The 17,306-nt window shown below is 60.0% G+C and carries 15 protein-coding genes; 4 read left to right on the top strand and 11 right to left on the bottom strand.

The annotated features are described in order from the left end of the window. Window positions 1-69 precede the first annotated feature (69 nt). From recC to rppH, 9 genes are all read right to left on the bottom strand, one after another. The gene (gene recC / locus AC6I8P_RS04160) at window positions 70-3,450 is read right to left on the bottom strand and encodes an exodeoxyribonuclease V subunit gamma (RefSeq protein ID WP_498031003.1); all 3,381 of its coding nucleotides are present in this window, start codon (window positions 3,448-3,450) and stop codon (window positions 70-72) included. Between the two features lie 61 nt (window positions 3,451-3,511). After that, a complete protein-coding gene (locus AC6I8P_RS04155; RefSeq protein ID WP_230857086.1) occupies window positions 3,512-3,802 on the bottom strand; it encodes a prepilin-type N-terminal cleavage/methylation domain-containing protein in 291 nt (96 codons plus the stop codon). 1 nt (window position 3,803) lies between these two features. Further along, window positions 3,804-4,232, bottom strand: a complete 429-nt coding sequence (locus AC6I8P_RS04150; protein ID WP_498031002.1) for a DUF2509 family protein — start codon at window positions 4,230-4,232, stop codon at window positions 3,804-3,806. Beyond that, complete coding sequence (locus AC6I8P_RS04145; RefSeq protein WP_498031001.1) at window positions 4,229-4,768, bottom strand: prepilin peptidase-dependent protein; 540 nt, start codon at window positions 4,766-4,768, stop codon at window positions 4,229-4,231. Before AC6I8P_RS04145 ends, AC6I8P_RS04150 begins: the two co-directional genes overlap by 4 nt. Then, the gene (locus AC6I8P_RS04140) at window positions 4,759-5,229 is read right to left on the bottom strand and encodes a prepilin-type N-terminal cleavage/methylation domain-containing protein (RefSeq protein ID WP_498031000.1); all 471 of its coding nucleotides are present in this window, start codon (window positions 5,227-5,229) and stop codon (window positions 4,759-4,761) included. The genes AC6I8P_RS04145 and AC6I8P_RS04140 overlap by 10 nt, the downstream gene beginning before the upstream one ends. A gap of 203 nt (window positions 5,230-5,432) precedes the next feature. Beyond that, window positions 5,433-6,227: a thymidylate synthase gene (gene thyA / locus AC6I8P_RS04135; protein ID WP_021506704.1), complete on the bottom strand. Its 795-nt coding sequence runs from the start codon at window positions 6,225-6,227 to the stop codon at window positions 5,433-5,435. Continuing rightward, window positions 6,224-7,105 (bottom strand): prolipoprotein diacylglyceryl transferase, encoded by an 882-nt coding sequence (lgt, locus tag AC6I8P_RS04130; RefSeq protein ID WP_058780285.1) that lies wholly within the window; start codon window positions 7,103-7,105, stop codon window positions 6,224-6,226. The genes thyA and lgt overlap by 4 nt, the downstream gene beginning before the upstream one ends. Window positions 7,106-7,217: 112 nt before the next feature. Continuing rightward, window positions 7,218-9,464, bottom strand: a complete 2,247-nt coding sequence (gene ptsP / locus AC6I8P_RS04125) for a phosphoenolpyruvate--protein phosphotransferase (RefSeq protein ID WP_058757064.1) — start codon at window positions 9,462-9,464, stop codon at window positions 7,218-7,220. A 12-nt stretch (window positions 9,465-9,476) separates the two neighbouring features. Continuing rightward, window positions 9,477-10,007 carry an RNA pyrophosphohydrolase gene (gene rppH / locus AC6I8P_RS04120; protein WP_498030999.1) on the bottom strand — a complete coding sequence of 177 codons (531 nt, stop codon included), beginning with the start codon at window positions 10,005-10,007 and terminating at the stop codon, window positions 9,477-9,479. A 684-nt stretch (window positions 10,008-10,691) separates the two neighbouring features. Between rppH and mutH the strand changes: the two genes are divergently transcribed. From mutH to AC6I8P_RS04100, 4 genes are all read left to right on the top strand, one after another. Beyond that, on the top strand, window positions 10,692-11,378 hold the full coding sequence (gene mutH, locus AC6I8P_RS04115; RefSeq protein ID WP_031279494.1) for a DNA mismatch repair endonuclease MutH: 687 nt from the start codon (window positions 10,692-10,694) through the stop codon (window positions 11,376-11,378). A gap of 97 nt (window positions 11,379-11,475) precedes the next feature. Then, window positions 11,476-12,186: a TerC family protein gene (locus tag AC6I8P_RS04110; protein ID WP_021506699.1), complete on the top strand. Its 711-nt coding sequence runs from the start codon at window positions 11,476-11,478 to the stop codon at window positions 12,184-12,186. 116 nt (window positions 12,187-12,302) lie between these two features. Continuing rightward, window positions 12,303-12,521: a YgdI/YgdR family lipoprotein gene (locus tag AC6I8P_RS04105; protein ID WP_021506698.1), complete on the top strand. Its 219-nt coding sequence runs from the start codon at window positions 12,303-12,305 to the stop codon at window positions 12,519-12,521. A gap of 143 nt (window positions 12,522-12,664) precedes the next feature. Continuing rightward, window positions 12,665-13,705, top strand: coding sequence for an NADP(H)-dependent aldo-keto reductase (locus AC6I8P_RS04100; RefSeq protein WP_021506697.1), 1,041 nt, complete (start codon window positions 12,665-12,667; stop codon window positions 13,703-13,705). 188 nt (window positions 13,706-13,893) lie between these two features. On the opposite strand, the gene lplT is transcribed toward AC6I8P_RS04100, so the two are convergent. Continuing rightward, window positions 13,894-15,084 (bottom strand): lysophospholipid transporter LplT, encoded by a 1,191-nt coding sequence (gene lplT, locus AC6I8P_RS04095; RefSeq protein WP_241798523.1) that lies wholly within the window; start codon window positions 15,082-15,084, stop codon window positions 13,894-13,896. After that, complete coding sequence (gene aas, locus AC6I8P_RS04090; RefSeq protein ID WP_325924938.1) at window positions 15,081-17,231, bottom strand: bifunctional acyl-ACP--phospholipid O-acyltransferase/long-chain-fatty-acid--ACP ligase; 2,151 nt, start codon at window positions 17,229-17,231, stop codon at window positions 15,081-15,083. Before aas ends, lplT begins: the two co-directional genes overlap by 4 nt. Window positions 17,232-17,306: the final 75 nt, after the last annotated feature.

Raw genomic sequence — 17,306 nt, 5'->3', positions numbered from 1 at the left:
GCCGGTCGGGATACTCAAACACTTTCTTATAAGACGGTGGCTGCCAAGGTACAGGCCGCACTTCCGTTGCTATTCATCATCCTGATGCGCGAGGCGCACCGGCAAATACCACTGACGCGCCGCAGCGATGATCTGCTGCTGCGTCGGCTCGTCCAGCGTGCGGCACAGGCGCTGCAGATAGGGATCGCTGCCCTCGCCTTCAACCTGGTAGCCACCCTGCCACGCCTGCAACAGCTTGTTGAGCGCCTTTTTCTGCGTGGCGTCATCTTCCTGAAGCTGGCCGGATTTGCTGTCAAAGCTGGCGTCCAGCCACGCGCCGCCGGATTTATTCAGCAGCAGCAGCGGCTGCGCCAGACCCGCCTCACAGGCGGCCACATATTCAGCCAGCTGCGCCTGCGCCTGGGCAGGTGCCACGGCCGCGAAGCGCCAGCGGCTCTGTTTGCGACCATACATGCGGCTGGTGCCGTTGCCGCCCAGCGCACAATACACCAGATGTTCCAGCCACAGCAGCAGGCCATCGTTGATGTTGAGCACGCCCGGACGCCAGCGTAACAGCCCATCAGCTTGCACCTGAGTCAGCCAGCCGGTCAACTGCGTTGCGCCCAGCGTCAGGTTGACTTCCCAGCTCTCCGCCGGCAGCCGCTGCGCGCTCACTTCCGCCGCCACTTCCTGCATCTCTTCGGTCTGGCTTTGCCAGAAAAGTTCCCCGAAGGCGCCGTAAGGCAGATTACCGGCGGCGCGATGGTGCGCATACAGCTGGGCCGGATCGTCACCGTTGACCAGCGTATTGAGCAGTTCAGCGTTGATCTGATAGCGCTCCAGGCTGTCCGGTGCGAACGGTTCGCTGTCCGGCAGCTCGCTCTCCTCCATCCAGAAAGCCACGCCGAGCCGCTGCTGAAACCACGCCCGCACCGGATGACGCCAGAAGCGCAGCAGCTGCTCCAGCGACAGCGTGGTCAGCGGCTGAACCGGCAGCGGCTGGACAAACCCGGGCTGCGCCACGCCGCTGCCGGTCGCCGCCGGCAACCATTCTGCGGCGAAGCTCTGCACGTGGCTTCCCGGCTGGAAATTTTCCGCTGCAAACGGCATGCGGCTGTGCAGGCGTTGCAAATGTGCCCGCACCCGCTGCTCACTGACGTCCGGCTCACAGGCTTCATCGCCCGGCAGACAGAAGCTTTGCGCCAGATAATCCACCAGTTCAGTCACCAGCACCGAGGGATAGCGCTCGGTGTTGTCCTGAATCGCCCGGCCAATGTAGCTGATGTACAGCTGCTGCTGCGCCGAGATCAGCGCTTCAAGGAACAGATAGCGGTCATCATCACGCCGGCTGCGATCGCCTTTCCGCGTCTGCTGCTGCATCAGGTCAAAACCGAGCGGCGCCAGGGTGCGCGGATATACACCGTCGTTCATGCCCAGCAGGCACACCACTTTAAACGGGATGGAGCGCATCGGCATCAGCGTACAGAAGTTGATCGGCCCGGCCAGGAAACGCTGGCTGATGCGCTGCTGATCGAGGCGCGCACGCAGCTCATCGCGCAGCAGCGTGACCGGAATCGGCTGCTGATAAGCGGCCTGCATCCCCTGTTCAATGATCTCCTGCCACTGCGTTTCGACCAGCAGCAGCGCCGCCTCGCTGTCGGCATCGCCGCTGAAGAAGCTGTCGATCAGCTCGCGGCACAGCGGCAGCCATTCGGCCAGGGTGCGTGTCTGCGCAAGGCGCGTGCGCCAGTTGTCGAGCCGCGCCAGCAGCTCGGCCAGATGGCCCGCCAGCTCGGCGATCAGGCCGCTGGATTCGTCATACGGCAGAATGCCCTGCCAGTCGCCGTTGCGGCTTTCCAGCGCGTAGCCCAGCAGCATACGCTGCAGGCCGAAGCGCCAGGTGTGCTGGCCGGTGACCGGCAGCGCCAGCGCTTCCACGCTGGCATCATCCAGTCCCCAGCGGATGCCGGATTCCATCACCCAGCGGCGCAGCAGGCGCAGGCCGCTCTCCTCGACGGAGAAACGCTGTGCCAGCGCCGGCACCTCCAGCAGCGCCAGCACCTCTTCTGAGGCAAAGCGACTGTCCGGCAGTGCCAGCAGGCTGAGCAGCGCGAGGATGGCCGGATGCGCCTGACTGGCGCGCCGGTCAGAAATGGCGAACGGCAGATAGCGCTCAGGCGGCGCACTGGCAAAAGCCGCCTGAATAAAAGGCGCGTAGCTGTCGATGTCTGCCACCATGACGATGATATCGCGCGGCTTCAGCTCCGGGTCGGCTTCCATCAGCGCCAGCAGGTGATCCTGCAGCACTTCCACTTCACGCTGGGCGCTGTGACACACCTGGAGCGTGATGGAGCGATCGTGCGGATCGAGCCGGCGCTTGTCCATGCTGTCGGCCAGCTCGCCAGCGCTGAGCCCAATCACCGCGCGATCGTCAAGATTGAGCAGATCGGCCTGCAGGCAGTGCAGCAGATTATCCGGTGACATCTCCACAAACGCATCGATGTCGTTGGCGGCTGACTCCATCTGGCTCAGCAGAAACAGGTTGTCACGGCCCAGCTTGCCCCACGAGGCCAGCAGTGGATTGGTCAGCTGCTGCTCGCCCAGTTCGTTAAACAGCGCTGGCGCGGCATCCGGATCGCGGAACAGCGGCTGCGTCTCCTGCGAATGCAGGCGCAGCCGCTGGCGGCTCTGCAGCTTCGCGAGGAAGGCGTAATCCTGAATGTCGCCCCAGTAGTGACGACAGGGATTGGTAAACAGCAGGTGAATATCAATGTGGCGGCCCAGCGCTTCCAGCGCCTGCAGATAAACCGGCGGCAGCGCAGAGATACCGCAGATGAAGACGCGCTGCGGCAGCCCCGGCGGCGGCGTTGACGCCTGCTCCAGCGCCTGAATAAACCGTGCATAGAGGTTGGCACGATGCCACATCGGCTGACCGAGGCTGCGCGTGAATTCGACCAGATCGCGCCACAGCGCCGCCTGCCACTGCTGAGCATCGCTCAGCCCGTCCACCTGTTCGCCGCGCTCCCAGCGGTTCAGCCAGTCGGAGCGGTAGACCAGATACTGGTCGAACAGATCCGCCACACGCGCGCTGAGCTGGTAGAGTTTGCGCTGATCGTCGTCGTCATGCAGATAGCTGCGCAGCGGCTGAAACGCCTCCTGCTCCAGCAGCACCGGCAGCCGGTGCATCAGCTTCCAGCTCATGCTGGCTTTGGTGAAAGCGCTCTCTTCCGGGATATCCGGCAGCACTTTAACGAACATGCTCCAGATAAAGCTGGCGGGCAGCGGAAAATCAATGTTGGCGGCAATGTTAAAGCGGTTAGCCAGCTCCATCTGCAGCCACTGCGCCATGCCCGGGCTCTGTACCAGCACCTGCTCAGCCGCGAGCGGATCGGCCAGCGGCTGGAGTTTTATCAGCTCTACCGCTAAGTCTTTCAATAAATCTAACCGATTGGAGTGGTAAACCCGGAACATAAAACTCCTTAAAGAAGGGAAAGCGCAGCCCGGTCACTCTACCCTTAATCGTCTGGCCTGCCTACCCGCCGGCATCACCTTCGCGGCAATTGAGCCGCGCCAGCGACGCCGTGCGCTGATGGGGTCCGGTGACGGTAACGCGATCCAGCACGCAGCCACCAGGTAAACTCTGCGGCTGGTGCACAATGTGCCAGCCGGCGGTATCACGCCCTAGCAGCGCCTGCCCGGCTACCTGCCACGCCTGGCGCTGCTGCCACTGCTGGCTAAATCCCAGCGCCAGTGCGCGATGATACTGCAGCAGCGTGCTGATGGTCATCGCCAGCAGCAGCATCGCGACCAGCGTTTCCGCCAGGCTAAAACCCTGCTGTCGCCTCTGGCAACTGACACTGCTCCGCCTTTGCCAGCGGGCAGTAGTCGATCCAGCCATGCGGCTGTGGCTGCAGCTGACCGTTGTGCAGCGACACCCACTGATAGAGCACGAGCGCGCGTCCGGTGCCGCGCGCCGATAATAAGCCATGATTCTCCTCCTGCCGCAGCAGACAGCTTTGCCACGCGCCGGCCAGAGCGGTCTGACACTGCCAGCCCGCGGCCTGCGGCCAGTTTTGCTGTCGGCCCCACGTTAAAGCGGCCTGCGCCTGCCAGAAATCCTGCTGATGCTGCTGCTCGTCGGCGACCAGCGCCATGCCCTGCGCCAGCTGCGTGCGCGCGGCGTGCAGCGTGAGCCCGCCCATCAGCAGTAACATCACCACCATGCCAAGCGTGCTGTTGCCGCGCTGCTTCACAGATTCAGCCCCTCCGCTATTATCGTCAGCTCTGCCTGCTGGCGGCCCGCCGTGGCGGCCAGCTGCAACAGCAGCCGCGTGCCCTGGCGCTCAACCCGGAAGGTGCTGAGGGTGAGGAATGCCGGATCGGTGATGCGCTCCCAGCCGTTGCTGTTGCACTCGTCCACGCCGCGCTGCATCTCCAGCTGTCCGTTGCGCAGACGATAGCCGTAATAATCGCTTTCACTGTGATCGACGCCTTCCCAGCGTCCGTTACTGTTTTCGTCCCAGCGCAGCAGTACACAGCTGCCGCCGCTCACCAGCGTGAGCGCCGCACCGCCGCACTGACCGTGACAGTAACCGGCACGGCGCAGCGCTTTGGCCAGCGAGCCGGCAATCTGCTGCAGCTCCTGTTGCAGCTGGACCCGCTGCTGCAGGCGCAGGTTCTGTTCCAGCAGCAGCGGCAGAAAGCGGCCGACGCTGACCATCAGCACCGCGCCAATCGCCATGGCGATCAGCATCTCCAGCAGACTGAAGCCCCCCTGCGTTATTCGCATCCCTTCTCTCCCGGCTGGCAGACCCGGATGCGCGCCCGGGCGGAGAGGATGACGCGCCAGCGGCCAGCTGCGCTCTCCAGTTCGACACTGCCGGGCCGGGCCACATCGCGTCGGCCGTAAAAGCCTGGCTCGCCGACCAGCGCGGTGATGCGCACTTCGCGATAAGGCGGCCGGAATAGCCAGCGGGACGGCAGCTGACACCCTTCTGCGGGCTGCGGCCCGGTGCCGAGGCAGCCGTTTTCGCCCGGTTGCAGCCACAGGCTGAGGTCGCGGTTATGCCAGCTGGCGTGCGCGCGCAGCCGCAGCAAAAAGCTCTGCAGTTGCAGTACGCTCTCACGCAGTTGCTGATACTGTTGCCAGCGCTGCCAGCCCTGTAAGGCTGCGATGCTGAGGATGCCGGCAATCACCATAACCAGTAGTAGTTCCGGCAGCGTAAAGCCGGCGTTTTGGGTTCTGTTCATAACCGGCACTCTGCGCCTGCCGGACGAAAAGCAACAGTGGCAAACAGAGAAGATGGAAAGCGTGCCGCAGGAAAGTTATGCCCGGTGCAGACAACACCCTTTTTTTGCGCGTCGGATTCAGAAAATCCCCGCAGAAGCGGGCGGAGGCCAGGCAAAAAAAAAGCCCTGCGCGATGGCAGGGCCTGATGCTGAAGAGCGGCAGATTACACGGCGACCGGCGCTTTGATCGCCGGATGCGGATCGTAGCCTTCGATCTCAAAATCATCGAACTGGTAATCAAAAATCGACGCGGGCTTACGCTTAATCACCAGTTTCGGCAGCGGTCGCGGTTCACGCGTCAGCTGCAGTCGCGCCTGTTCGAGATGGTTGCTGTACAGGTGCGTATCGCCGCCGGTCCAGACGAAATCGCCCACCTCAAGATCGCACTGCTGTGCCACCATATGCACCAGCAGCGCATAGCTGGCGATATTGAACGGCAGGCCGAGGAAGATATCGCACGAACGCTGGTACAGCTGGCACGACAGCTTGCCATTCGCCACGTAGAACTGGAAAAACGCGTGGCACGGCGCCAGCGCCATCTGATCCAGCTCACCGACGTTCCATGCCGAAACGATAATGCGGCGCGAATCCGGATCGCGTTTCAGCTGCTCAATCACCTTGCTGATTTGATCGATCTCTTCGCCGGAAGCCTTGCCCCAGCTGCGCCACTGCTTGCCGTAGACCGGTCCCAGATCGCCGTTTTCATCCGCCCATTCGTCCCAGATGGTGACCTTGTTCTCTTTCAGGTAGCCGATGTTGGTGTCGCCTTTTAGGAACCACAGCAGCTCATGAATGATTGAGCGCAGATGCACCTTCTTGGTGGTGACCAGCGGAAAACCGTCCTGCAAATTGAAACGCATCTGGTGGCCAAAGATGGAGAGCGTGCCGGTACCGGTACGGTCGGCCTTTTCTGCGCCTTCATTCAGCACATGTTGCATCAAATCCAGATACTGTTTCATTTTACCTCACGCGTTTGTTGCTGCGGGCGACGACGATACGCCCAGACCATCATAATCACTCCGGCCAGAATCATCGGGATCGACAGAATCTGGCCCATACTGATACCGCCTTCGAACAGGCCAAGCTGGGCATCCGGCTGGCGGAAAAACTCCACGATAATGCGGAATGCGCCGTAGCCAATCAGGAACAGGCCGGAGACGCTGCCCATCGGGCGCGGCTTGCGAATAAACAGGTTGAGAATGATAAACAGCACGATGCCTTCCAGGCACAGCTCGTACAGCTGTGACGGATGGCGCGGCAGCACGCCGTACGTGTTCAGCAGTTCCTGATATTGCGGGTTATTGGCCGCCAGCGCGAGGTCTTCGCTGCGCGAACCCGGGAACAGCATGGCGAATTTAAACTCAGGCGCCACGCGGCCCCACAGTTCGCCGTTGATGAAGTTGCCGAGACGGCCAGCACCGAGGCCAAACGGGATCAGCGGCGCAATGAAATCAGAGACCTGGAAGAAGGTGCGTTTGGTACGGCGGGCGAAGATCAGCATCACCACGATCACCCCAATCAGACCACCGTGGAATGACATGCCCCCGTCCCACACTTTGAACAGATAGAGTGGGTTGTCGAGGAACAGCGGCAGGTTATAGAACAGCACGTAGCCGATGCGGCCGCCGAGGAACACGCCGAGGAAGCCCGCGTACAGCAGGTTTTCAACTTCTTCTTTTTTCCAGCCGCTACCGGGTTTGTTGGCGCGGCGCACTGCCAGCCACATAGCAAACACAAAGCCTACCAGATACATCAGGCCGTACCAGTGCAGCGAAACCGGTCCGATGGAGAAGATCACCGGATCGAATTGGGGAAATGAAATGTAGCCGTTAGTCATCTTTCACCATGTTTTTTCTGCCCGCAAAAGGGCGTGGCTAAAGGGCCATACAATAAAAGGCTGCGCATCATAGCACAGCCGCTTTTCACAATTTCCGCAGAAATGTAAACAGTTAACGTCCGCCGCGAATCAGTCCGCCCAGGCCGCGCCGCTCCATGAAGGCCGACACCAGATGGCGCACTTCCGTTGCGGTGTGCGCCATCACGCCCTGCTGGCTCAGTTTCTGCGCCTCTTCATAATCGAGGTGGCGCAGCAGGTATTTGACGCGCGGAATGTTCTTGCCGTTCATGCTGAGATGGTGATAACCCAGACCCACCAGCAGCGCGACGCACATCGGATCGCCCGCCATTTCACCACACAGGCATAGCTCCAGTTTGGCCTGGCGGGCTTCACTGGCGATGGTTTGCAACGCCCGCAGCATCGCCGGATGCAGCGAATCATAAAGGTTGGCAACGCGGGTATTGTTGCGATCGACCGCCAGCAGATACTGGGTAAGATCGTTGGTGCCGACGGAGATAAAGTCCACGCGTTGCGCCAGATGCGGGATCAGGAACAGCATCGACGGCACTTCAATCATCACGCCAATACGCGGTTTTGGAATGGCATAACCGAGCATCTCTTCCACTTCGCGACCGGCGCGATCGATCAGGCGCCGCGCCTCTTCGATCTCGTCAATATGACTGATCATCGGCAGCAGAATGCTCAGGTTGCCCGAAGCGACGTTGGCGCGCAGCATGGCGCGCACCTGCACCAGGAAGATCTCCGGCTGGTCGAGCGTCAGACGAATGCCACGCCAGCCGAGACAGGGGTTCTCTTCACTAATCGGCATGTAAGGCAGCTGTTTGTCAGCGCCGACATCCAGCGTACGCAGCGTCACCGGTTTGTCGTAAAACAGTTGCAGCATGCCCTGATATTGCGCCACCTGCTCCTCTTCCGACGGGAAGCCGCTTTGCAGCATGAACGGAATTTCGGTGCGATACAGGCCGATGCCGTCAACCCAGTTGTCGAGCGCCTGTTCGTGTTCCGGGCTGAGACCGGCGTTGAGCATTACCTGCACGCGCTCGCCGCTTTTCAGCTCGCCGGGCTGCTCCACCACGTCTTCGGCCATTTTGCTCAGCGCGTTCTCTTCGCTGATCAGCCGCTGATACTCCTGCACCAGCACCGGCTCTGGATCGATCAGCACTTCGCCGCGATAGCCGTCCACGATCAGCAGCCGCTTGTTGAGCTGCGACGGCAGGATATCCGCGCCCATCACGGTTGGAATACCCATGGCGCGCGTGAGGATCGCCGCGTGCGAGTTGGCTGCGCCATCGCGCACCACTACGCCCGCCAGCCGCTCCTGCGGCAGCTCCGCCAGCGTGGTGGCGGTGAGTTCATCGGCCACCAGCACAAAGCGTTCCGGCCAGGCATTGGTGCCCACCAGCGTGTCGTCAAGGTGGAACAGCAGGCGCTGGCCGAGCACGCGCAAATCCCCGGCGCGCTCGCGTAAATAGTGATCCTGCAGGCTGGCAAACTGTGCGGCAAACTTCTCGATCACCGTTTTAACCGCCCACTCGGCTACCGATCCGCGCTCGATCTCGGCAAACAGATCTTTTTTCAGTCGCGCATCGGTGAGCAGGTGCGAGTAGAGATCGAAGATCGCCGCGCTCTCTTTCTGCACGCTGGCCGCGAAACGCTTGCTGAAGCGGCGAAACTCGTTGCCCGCCTCGCCCATGGCGACAATCAGGCGCTCGCGTTCACGCTGTGGATCGAGCGTAGAGGCGGCGGACACCTGGTCGAGCAGCGGCTGCGTTTCATCAACCCAGCCAGGTGCAACGGCGACGCCCGGCGCGGCGGCAATCGCTTTGACGCGCGTCTGGCGGAACTGACCGAACAGCTGGCCAAGCTGCGACTGCGACAGCAGCGCGGCCATCTGCGTGGCCAGCGTAACCAGAAATGACTCTTCGCTTTCGTCGAACTGACGATGCTCTCGCTGTTGCACCACCAGCACGCCGAGCAGTTGACGCCGGCTGATGATTGGCACACCCAGAAACGAGCGGTAGCGCTCTTCTTTGACGGAGGGAATGTATTTGAAGCTGGGATGACTTTGCGCATCGGCGAGGTTGATAGGTTCGGCCAGGCGGCCCACCAGACCGACGATACCTTCGTCGAACGCCAGCGTAACCGTGCGGCCGCGCGGCTTTTTCAGGCCGCGCGTTGCCATCAGGTAGTAGCAACGCCGATCGTGATCGGCGAGGTAAACCGAGCAGACCTCGGTCTCCATCGCCAGGCATATTTCGTTGACCAGAATGTCGAGTGCTTCATTCAGACGCGGTGCACTCGCCACTTTTTCTACAATTTCGCGCAACTGAGTGAGCATAAAGGGCGTGGCCTATCCTCTTTTACGTCGATGGGCGGCGTTGTTATTGCGCTGCCCCGCACTCTCCTGCATAGACATCACCACGCCAGCGAATTCCTTCATGACGCGGCGATACACATCGCGCTTGAAAGAGACAACCTGACGTACCGGATACCAGAAGCTGACCCAGCGCCAGCCATCGAACTCCGGCGTGCTGCTGTGTTGCACATTGATATCCGCGTCACTACAAATCAACTGCAGAAGAAACCACTTTTGTTTCTGGCCGATACACACCGGCTTTGTGTCCCAACGCACCAAACGTTTTGGCAACTTGTAACGTAACCAGTTACGGGTTGAAGCAAGTATTCGAACATCTTTGCGGTGTAAACCCACTTCTTCGAACAGTTCGCGATACATCGCCTGTTCAGCGGTTTCACCCGGATTGATGCCTCCCTGAGGAAACTGCCAGGAGTGCTGTCCAAAGCGCCTGGCCCATAACACTTGTCCTTGCCTGTTACAGATTACGATACCAACATTCGGGCGGTAGCCATCATCATCGATCACTGGACTACCTCAAAGCTAAATTTGAATAGCCTGATTGTTTCATACTCCTTACAGGCGGTAAACCACTGGATATCCGCGCCGCTGACCGGATAACAATGGGATAACTCACAGATAATAGCCATGTTATAAACAGACAAGGGCATTTAACGGCGATCTTATTCACCTTTTCTGTGGATAGCTTTGTGCAGAACACGGGAATGAGTTGAATAACCGCTTCGGAAAATTCTCATGCACGGCGGGGAGAATAGCACTAAAACCACCATTTATCATAGCGATAGCCTATTAACCCGTTCAGATACACAGCGTGAAAGCCGGTTATTCTTCCCCACGCGGTTACCGCTGCTCAAAGATCCATCACCGTTGATTTTATCCACAGAGAATGTCCTAAACCTGGGCAGAGAATGGAAAAAAAGCGCGCAGTTCGGCAAAGTCAAGGCTGTAAATGGAAACAGGGGTGGGCAAAACGTGGGGTTATCCCACTTTTCTGTGGATAACTGGGTTTAAGATCCTGTTCATTGTCGATAACAAACCGGGATAACCGCCTCTTACCCTGGTGAGCGCCAGGTCAATCGCGCTAAAAAAGCATGCTGAATCATGCTATTATCACGTTTACATTGTCCGGCACGGTGTGGACAACACGTGCTGACCTTTACTGACCATATTTTGACCAATGCGAGTTTTATCATGAATTGCCCTGCCGCCTTGCCTGCTGCGCCCCGTAACGAAGCCGAACTGCTCCAGCGTGCCCAACAGCTGGCTGGTCAGAGCTTTGCCGCGCTGGCCGCGCAGCTTGGCCTGCCGATGCCTGCCGATTTACGCCGTGACAAAGGCTGGGTTGGCATGCTGCTGGAGCTGCTGCTTGGCGCCAGTGCCGGCAGTAAAGCCGAGCAGGATTTTGCGCATCTGGGTATTGAACTCAAAACCATTCCGGTCGACGCGCTGGGTAAGCCGCTGGAAACCACCTTTGTCTGCGTGGCACCGCTCACCGGCAACAGCGGCGTTACCTGGCAAACCAGCCACGTGCGCCACAAGCTGGCGCGGGTACTGTGGATCCCGGTGGAGGGCGATCGCGCCATTCCACTGGCCGAGCGCCGCGTGGGTTCGCCGCTGCTGTGGCAGCCGAATGCGCAGGAAGAGCAGCAGTTACGTGAGGACTGGGAAGAGCTGATGGACATGATCGTGCTCGGCCAGGTGGAGCGCATCAGCGCCCGCCACGGTGCGTGGCTGCAAATCCGGCCAAAAGCGGCCAACAGCAAAGCGCTGACCGAAGCCATCGGCGAACACGGCGAGCCGATCATGACGCTGCCGCGCGGTTTTTATCTCAAGAAGAGCTTTACCGGACCGCTGCTGGCGCGGCATTTTCTGCTGTAATTCCCGGTACAACCTCGCCCTTGCAGGATCGCTTTAGGCAGCGCCGCCTGCGCCGTGTATAATTCCCGTTTACTTTTCGTTTAGGAATGAAGGATTCATGTTTGACTGGATTGCTGATCCCAACGCCTGGCTGGCGCTGGGAACATTAACCATTCTGGAAGTGGTGCTGGGTATCGATAACATTATTTTCCTGTCTCTGGTGGTCGCAAAACTGCCGCAGCACCAGCAAAACCGGGCGCGCCGGCTGGGTCTGATGGGGGCGATGTTGATGCGCCTCGGGCTGCTGGCCTCCATCGCCTGGGTGGTGAGACTGACGCAGCCGTTGTTTTCTATCATGGACCACGCCTTCTCCGCGCGCGATCTGATTCTGCTGTTCGGCGGCCTGTTCCTGCTGTGGAAGTCGAGCATGGAGATCCATGAAACCATCGAAGGCGGCGAAGAAGAGCACAAAACCAATGTGCACTCTTTCTTCGGCGCCATCGTGCAGATCATGCTGCTCGACATCATCTTCAGCCTGGATTCAGTGATCACTGCCGTCGGTCTGTCCGATCACCTGTTCATTATGATGGCGGCGGTGGTCATCGCAGTGCTGATGATGATGGTAGCCGCGCGCGCGATTGGTGAGTTTGTTGAGCGGCATCCGTCGGTCAAAATGCTGGCGCTGGCGTTTCTGATTCTGGTCGGCTTTACCCTGATCCTCGAGAGTTTTGGTATGCATGTACCAAAAGGTTACATTTATTTTGCGATGTTCTTCTCCATGGCGGTAGAGTGTCTGAACCTGATGCGCAGCAGGAAAAACAAAGCGTAACCTGTCAAGGGCGAGCGCATCTCGCCCTGTTATTTTAGGAATGATGCGATTACTCCAGCTGGCAAAAGCATTTATTACTACACTTTTGCTGTTGAAGTGGCTTGAGGGAGCTGAGAATGAAAGGGTTGGTAAGTGCAGTGGGCCTGCTGCTGGCGGCGCTGGCATTAAGCGGTTGCAGCAGTGATTACGTTATGGCCACCAAAGATGGCCGCATGATTATGACCGAAGGTAAGCCGTCGATTGATAAAGAAACCGGTCTGGTGCAGTACACCGACGAACAGGGCCATGTTATGCAAATTAATGGTGACGAGGTTTCCACCATCATTGAGCGTTAAGTGCCAAATTGCCTCGCCTGTACGCGTTTTCCCCCTGTGCAGGCGATTTCCCGAACTTTCCCCCCTTCCTTCTGCGCCACTTCACAGGCTATAGTCCCAGAGAACACAACATTCCATTTCATAATGAAAAAAGGAAGCCGGCAATGCATTATCACCGTATCCCCCATAGCACGCTGGAAGTCAGTCAGCTGGGGTTAGGCACGATGACGTTTGGTGAGCAGAATAGCGAAGCCGACGCCCACCAGCAGCTTGATTACGCCGTTAGCCAGGGTATTAACCTGATTGATACCGCCGAGATGTATCCGGTGCCACCGCGTCCGGAAACCCAGGGCCTGACCGAAAAATACATTGGCAGCTGGCTGCAAAAGCGCGGCAGCCGCGACAAAATCATTCTGGCGAGTAAAGTCGCCGGCCCGGTGCGCGGCAGCGATGCGCTGATTCGCCCCAACCAGGCGCTGGACCGCAAGAACATCCGCGAAGCGCTGGACGCCAGCCTGAAGCGCCTCAATACCGATTACCTCGACCTCTACCAGCTGCACTGGCCGCAGCGCCAGACCAACTACTTTGGCAAGCTCGGTTATCAGTACAGTGATAACACCGCCACCGTTACGCTGCTGGAGACGCTGGAAGCGCTGACCGAACAGGTGCGCGCGGGCAAGATCCGTTACATTGGCGTCTCGAACGAAACGGCCTGGGGCGTGATGCGCTACCTGCAACTGGCGGAGAAGCACGAGCTGCCGCGTATCGTCACCATTCAGAATCCGTACAGCCTGCTGAACCGCAGTTTTGAAGTGGGTCTGGCAGAGATTAGCCAGCATGAGGGCGTGGAACTGCTGGCTTATTCCAGCCTGGCCTTTGGTACGCTGAGCGGTAAATACCTCAACGGGGCGAAACCGGCCGGCGCGCGCAATACGCTGTTCAGCCGCTTTACCCGCTACAGCGGCGAGCAGTCACAGCAGGCGATTGCTGCTTACGTGGCGCTGGCGAAACAGCACAACCTTGATCCGTCACAGATGGCGCTGGCCTATGTGCGGCAGCAGCCGTTTGTGGCCAGCACCCTGCTCGGTGCCACCACCATGGAACAGCTGAAGGTTAACGTGGAGAGTTTCAATCTGACGCTGAGCGGCGAGGTGTTAGAGGCGCTGGAAGCAATTCACCGTCAGTATACGTATCCGGCACCGTAATCTCCCTGGTGCGCGTTAATGCGCACCCTACAGGGTTTGTTAGCCTGGCGTACCTGCTGTGGTTTTGGTGCGCCTTAACGCGCACCCTACAGGGTTTGTGACCTTCGCGTACCTGCTGTGGTTTTAGCGTACGCGCCAGTCCAGGGTAGGGTCGCCATTCATGGCGACCTGGTCCCTTTCTGCGCCGCTCAGCGACGCGTTCTCCACCACAGCACGGCAATCGACATGGCGAACAGCGCGCCGAAGCCTACGCCCGTCGCGACCGCCGGCGCCCCCAGCTTAATCGCCACGGTATACAGCCCCAGCATCAGCAGCATCGCGCTGTTTTCACCCAGGTTTTGCACCGCAATCGCATTACCAGAACCCACGGTATCTTTGCCGCGCTCCTGCAACAGCGCGTTGAGCGGCACCACAAAGAAGCCGCCGAGCGCACCAATCAGCATCAGCAGCAGATACGCATTCAGCAGGCTATGCTGCAGCGAGAACAGCACCACCATCACGCCAATCAGCACGCCGGCTGGCATGCAGCGCCGCACCGTTTGCAGCGTGACCAGTTTTGCCGCCGCGGCCGCGCCGATAACGATACCGATCGCCACCATGGCATTTAGCGTGGTCGGCGTTTTGTTGTCCGTGATGCCGAGCGCTACCGGCACCCACAGCACCAGCAGGAAGCGCAGCGTGACGCCGGCGCCCCAGAACAGGCTGGTGCCGAGTAGCGAGAAGCGGGTTTCACCGTTACGCCACAGCAGCTGTGCCGAGGCGATAAAGCTGCGCAGCATCGCGCCAGCGTGCCAGCTCTGGCCGGGGCGCGCTGCCTGCAGACGCGGAATGAACAGGTTCGCCACCACCGCCAGTGCGTAAGTGAGTGCACACACCACCAGTGCTGCCAGCAGATGCCAGTCGGCGAGCACGCCGCCTGCCACCGAGCCGAGCAGAATCGCCGCGATAGTCGACGACTCCATCAGCCCGTTGGCTTTCACCAGCCGCGCGCCGCTGGTGATCTCCGTCAGGATGCCGTATTTCGCCGGCGAATACGCCGCTGCGCCGACGCCTACCAGCGTGTAGCCGAGAAACGGATTAAAGCCGAAGCAGATCACCAGCGCACCGAGCAGCTTAAGGCTGTTGGCAAACATCATCACCCGCCCTTTGGCAAAGCTGTCGGCCATCTGCCCGACAAACGGCGCGAGCAGAATGTAAGTGGCCACAAACAGCATCTGCAGGATCGGCTGGCTCCAGTCCGGATAGAACTGACTTTTCAGCAGCGCCAGCGTGGCGAACAGCAGCGCGTTGTCGCCAAAGGCAGAGAAAAACTGTGCCACGATCACCGCCAGCATACTGCGCGACAGCAACGGGGCGTCCGGATTCACCGACTGACTCATGCCCGCTCCTCTTCTGCCAGCTGTTTCAGGCTGACGTAGTCTGGTTTACCGCTGCCCAGCATCGGCAGCTGTTTCATGAAGCGAATGTCGCGCGGCACGGCCAGCTCTGGCGCACCCATCTCACGCGCAGCCTGCTGCAGCCGCTCGCGGCTGAGTTCACTGTCAGTGGTAAACAGCACCAGCGCTTCGCCACGCTGGCCATCGGGCCGCAGCGACGCCGCGTGCTGTTTCTCCGCCGAGGCTTTCAGGGCAATCTGCTCCACGCTCTCCAGCGACACCATCTCTCCGGCGATTTTGGCGAAGCGTTTAGCGCGCCCCTGAATCTGACAGAAACCGCCCTCGTCAAAGCTGACAATATCCCCGGTATCGTACCAGCCCGCTTCCTGTTCGCCTTCGCCGTTATCCGCCACCGGTGGCTCCAGCACGCCGGGATTTTCCACCCGCAGGTAGCCGTTCATGACGTTCGGACCGCGCAGCTGCAGCCGTCCGCCCTGCTCAATGCCGGGCACCGCAATCAGACGTGAATCCATGCCCGGCAGAATACGCCCGACGGTATGCGATTTGGCGGCCATCGGCACGTTGATTGCCACCACTGGCGCACACTCGGTCACGCCGTAACCTTCGAGGATGCGGATGCCGTACTTCTCCATGTAGATCTGGCGCGTGCCTTCCTGCAGCTTCTCGGCACCGGCCACCACGTAGCGCAGCCGGGCGAAATCGTACGGGCTGGCAAAGCGCGCATAGTTGCCGAGGAAGGTGGAGGTGCCAAACAGCACGGTGCAGTTACGGTCGTATACCAGCTCCGGCACGATGCGATAGTGCAGCGGGCTGGGATAGAGGAACACCTGCGCGCCGGTCAGCAGCGGCGTGAACAGCCCGACGGTGAGGCCGAAGGCGTGGAACAGCGGCAGCGCCGACATAAAGCGGTCGCGCGGGGTGAAATCCGCCACGGTGCGAATCTGCTCCACGTTCGCCAGCAGGCTTTTATGCGAGTGCACCACACCTTTGGGATTGCCTTCCGAGCCGGAGGTAAACAGCACCATTGCCGCGTCTTCTGGCTGCTGCGCAACCTGTGCCCGGCGTGGCAGCAGCAGGTGCGCGAGGATCCACAGTTTGTCCTGCAGCGTGACGGTATCCTTCAGATCCTCCAGATAGATCCACTGCACCTCCGTCAGCCCCTGCGGCAGGTGCCACAGGTTGCCCTTCTCGAGGAACTGGCGCGAGGTAAACACGGTTTTCACCTGCGAGGCGGTCAGCGCCGCGCGCATGCCGTTGATGCCGGCGGTGTAGTTGAGCATCGCCGGCACGCGCCCGCGCAGTGAAGCCCCCAGAATCGCCGCCGCGGTCACCGTGGCATTCGGCAGCAGCAGACCTACGAATTCGCCCTGCTGGCTGTAGCGCTCCAGAATGCGTCCGACACCGAGCGCTTTTTTCAGCAGCCCGGTGTAGCTGTCCGGCTTAAAGTTGATGTCTTCGATGCAGGGTTTGCTCAGCCCGTAACGGGTGCGCGCATTGAGAAAAGCGTCGAACAGCGTTTCGCGCGGGCGCACCGCCATGCGCGCTTCCATCATCACATGATGTAAATGCTCACCGGCCAGCACGCGGCGGTCGCGCGCGCGTTTCGCTTCCGGCATAGGAATTACCGTGGCCGGCAGCACCGTCAGGGTAATGCGCGGGAACAGGCGACGTTTAAATACCCCGGCCAGGCGGCCAAACGGCGTGTACTCTGCGCCTTCAATACGCATCGGCACCACGGTGGCGGCGGATTTCGCCGCGACGAAGCCAGCGCCGCTGTAGATTTTCATCAATGAGCCGGTGACGGTAATGCGCCCTTCCGGAAAGATCACCACCGGACGCCCTTCGTTGATCATGCGCACCAGATGTTTGATCGACATCGGTTTGGTGGGGTCGAGCGGCACGAAGTCGATGACCGGCCTGAGCAGGCGCATATACCACTGTTCGCTGATCGAAGAATAGACGGCGAACACCGGTTTGATGGGCAGAAACAGCGCCAGCAGCACGCCATCGAGAAACGACATATGGTTTGGCGTGATCAGCACTTTTTCTTTGTGCAGGGCAGTCAGATCGCCACGCAGCTCAACGCGCCATAACAGGCGACAGAGGAAACGCAGAACGGTAAATAGCATGCCAGCTCCTTAGCAGCGGTAAAAAATGGTTCTTACCTTGCAGGATCCGGGGATGTTCGACAAGTAGCGCAGTGA

The organism is gamma proteobacterium symbiont of Lampromicra miyakona (assembly GCF_059730895.1).
This window is presented reverse-complemented; position numbering and strand designations above follow the sequence as displayed.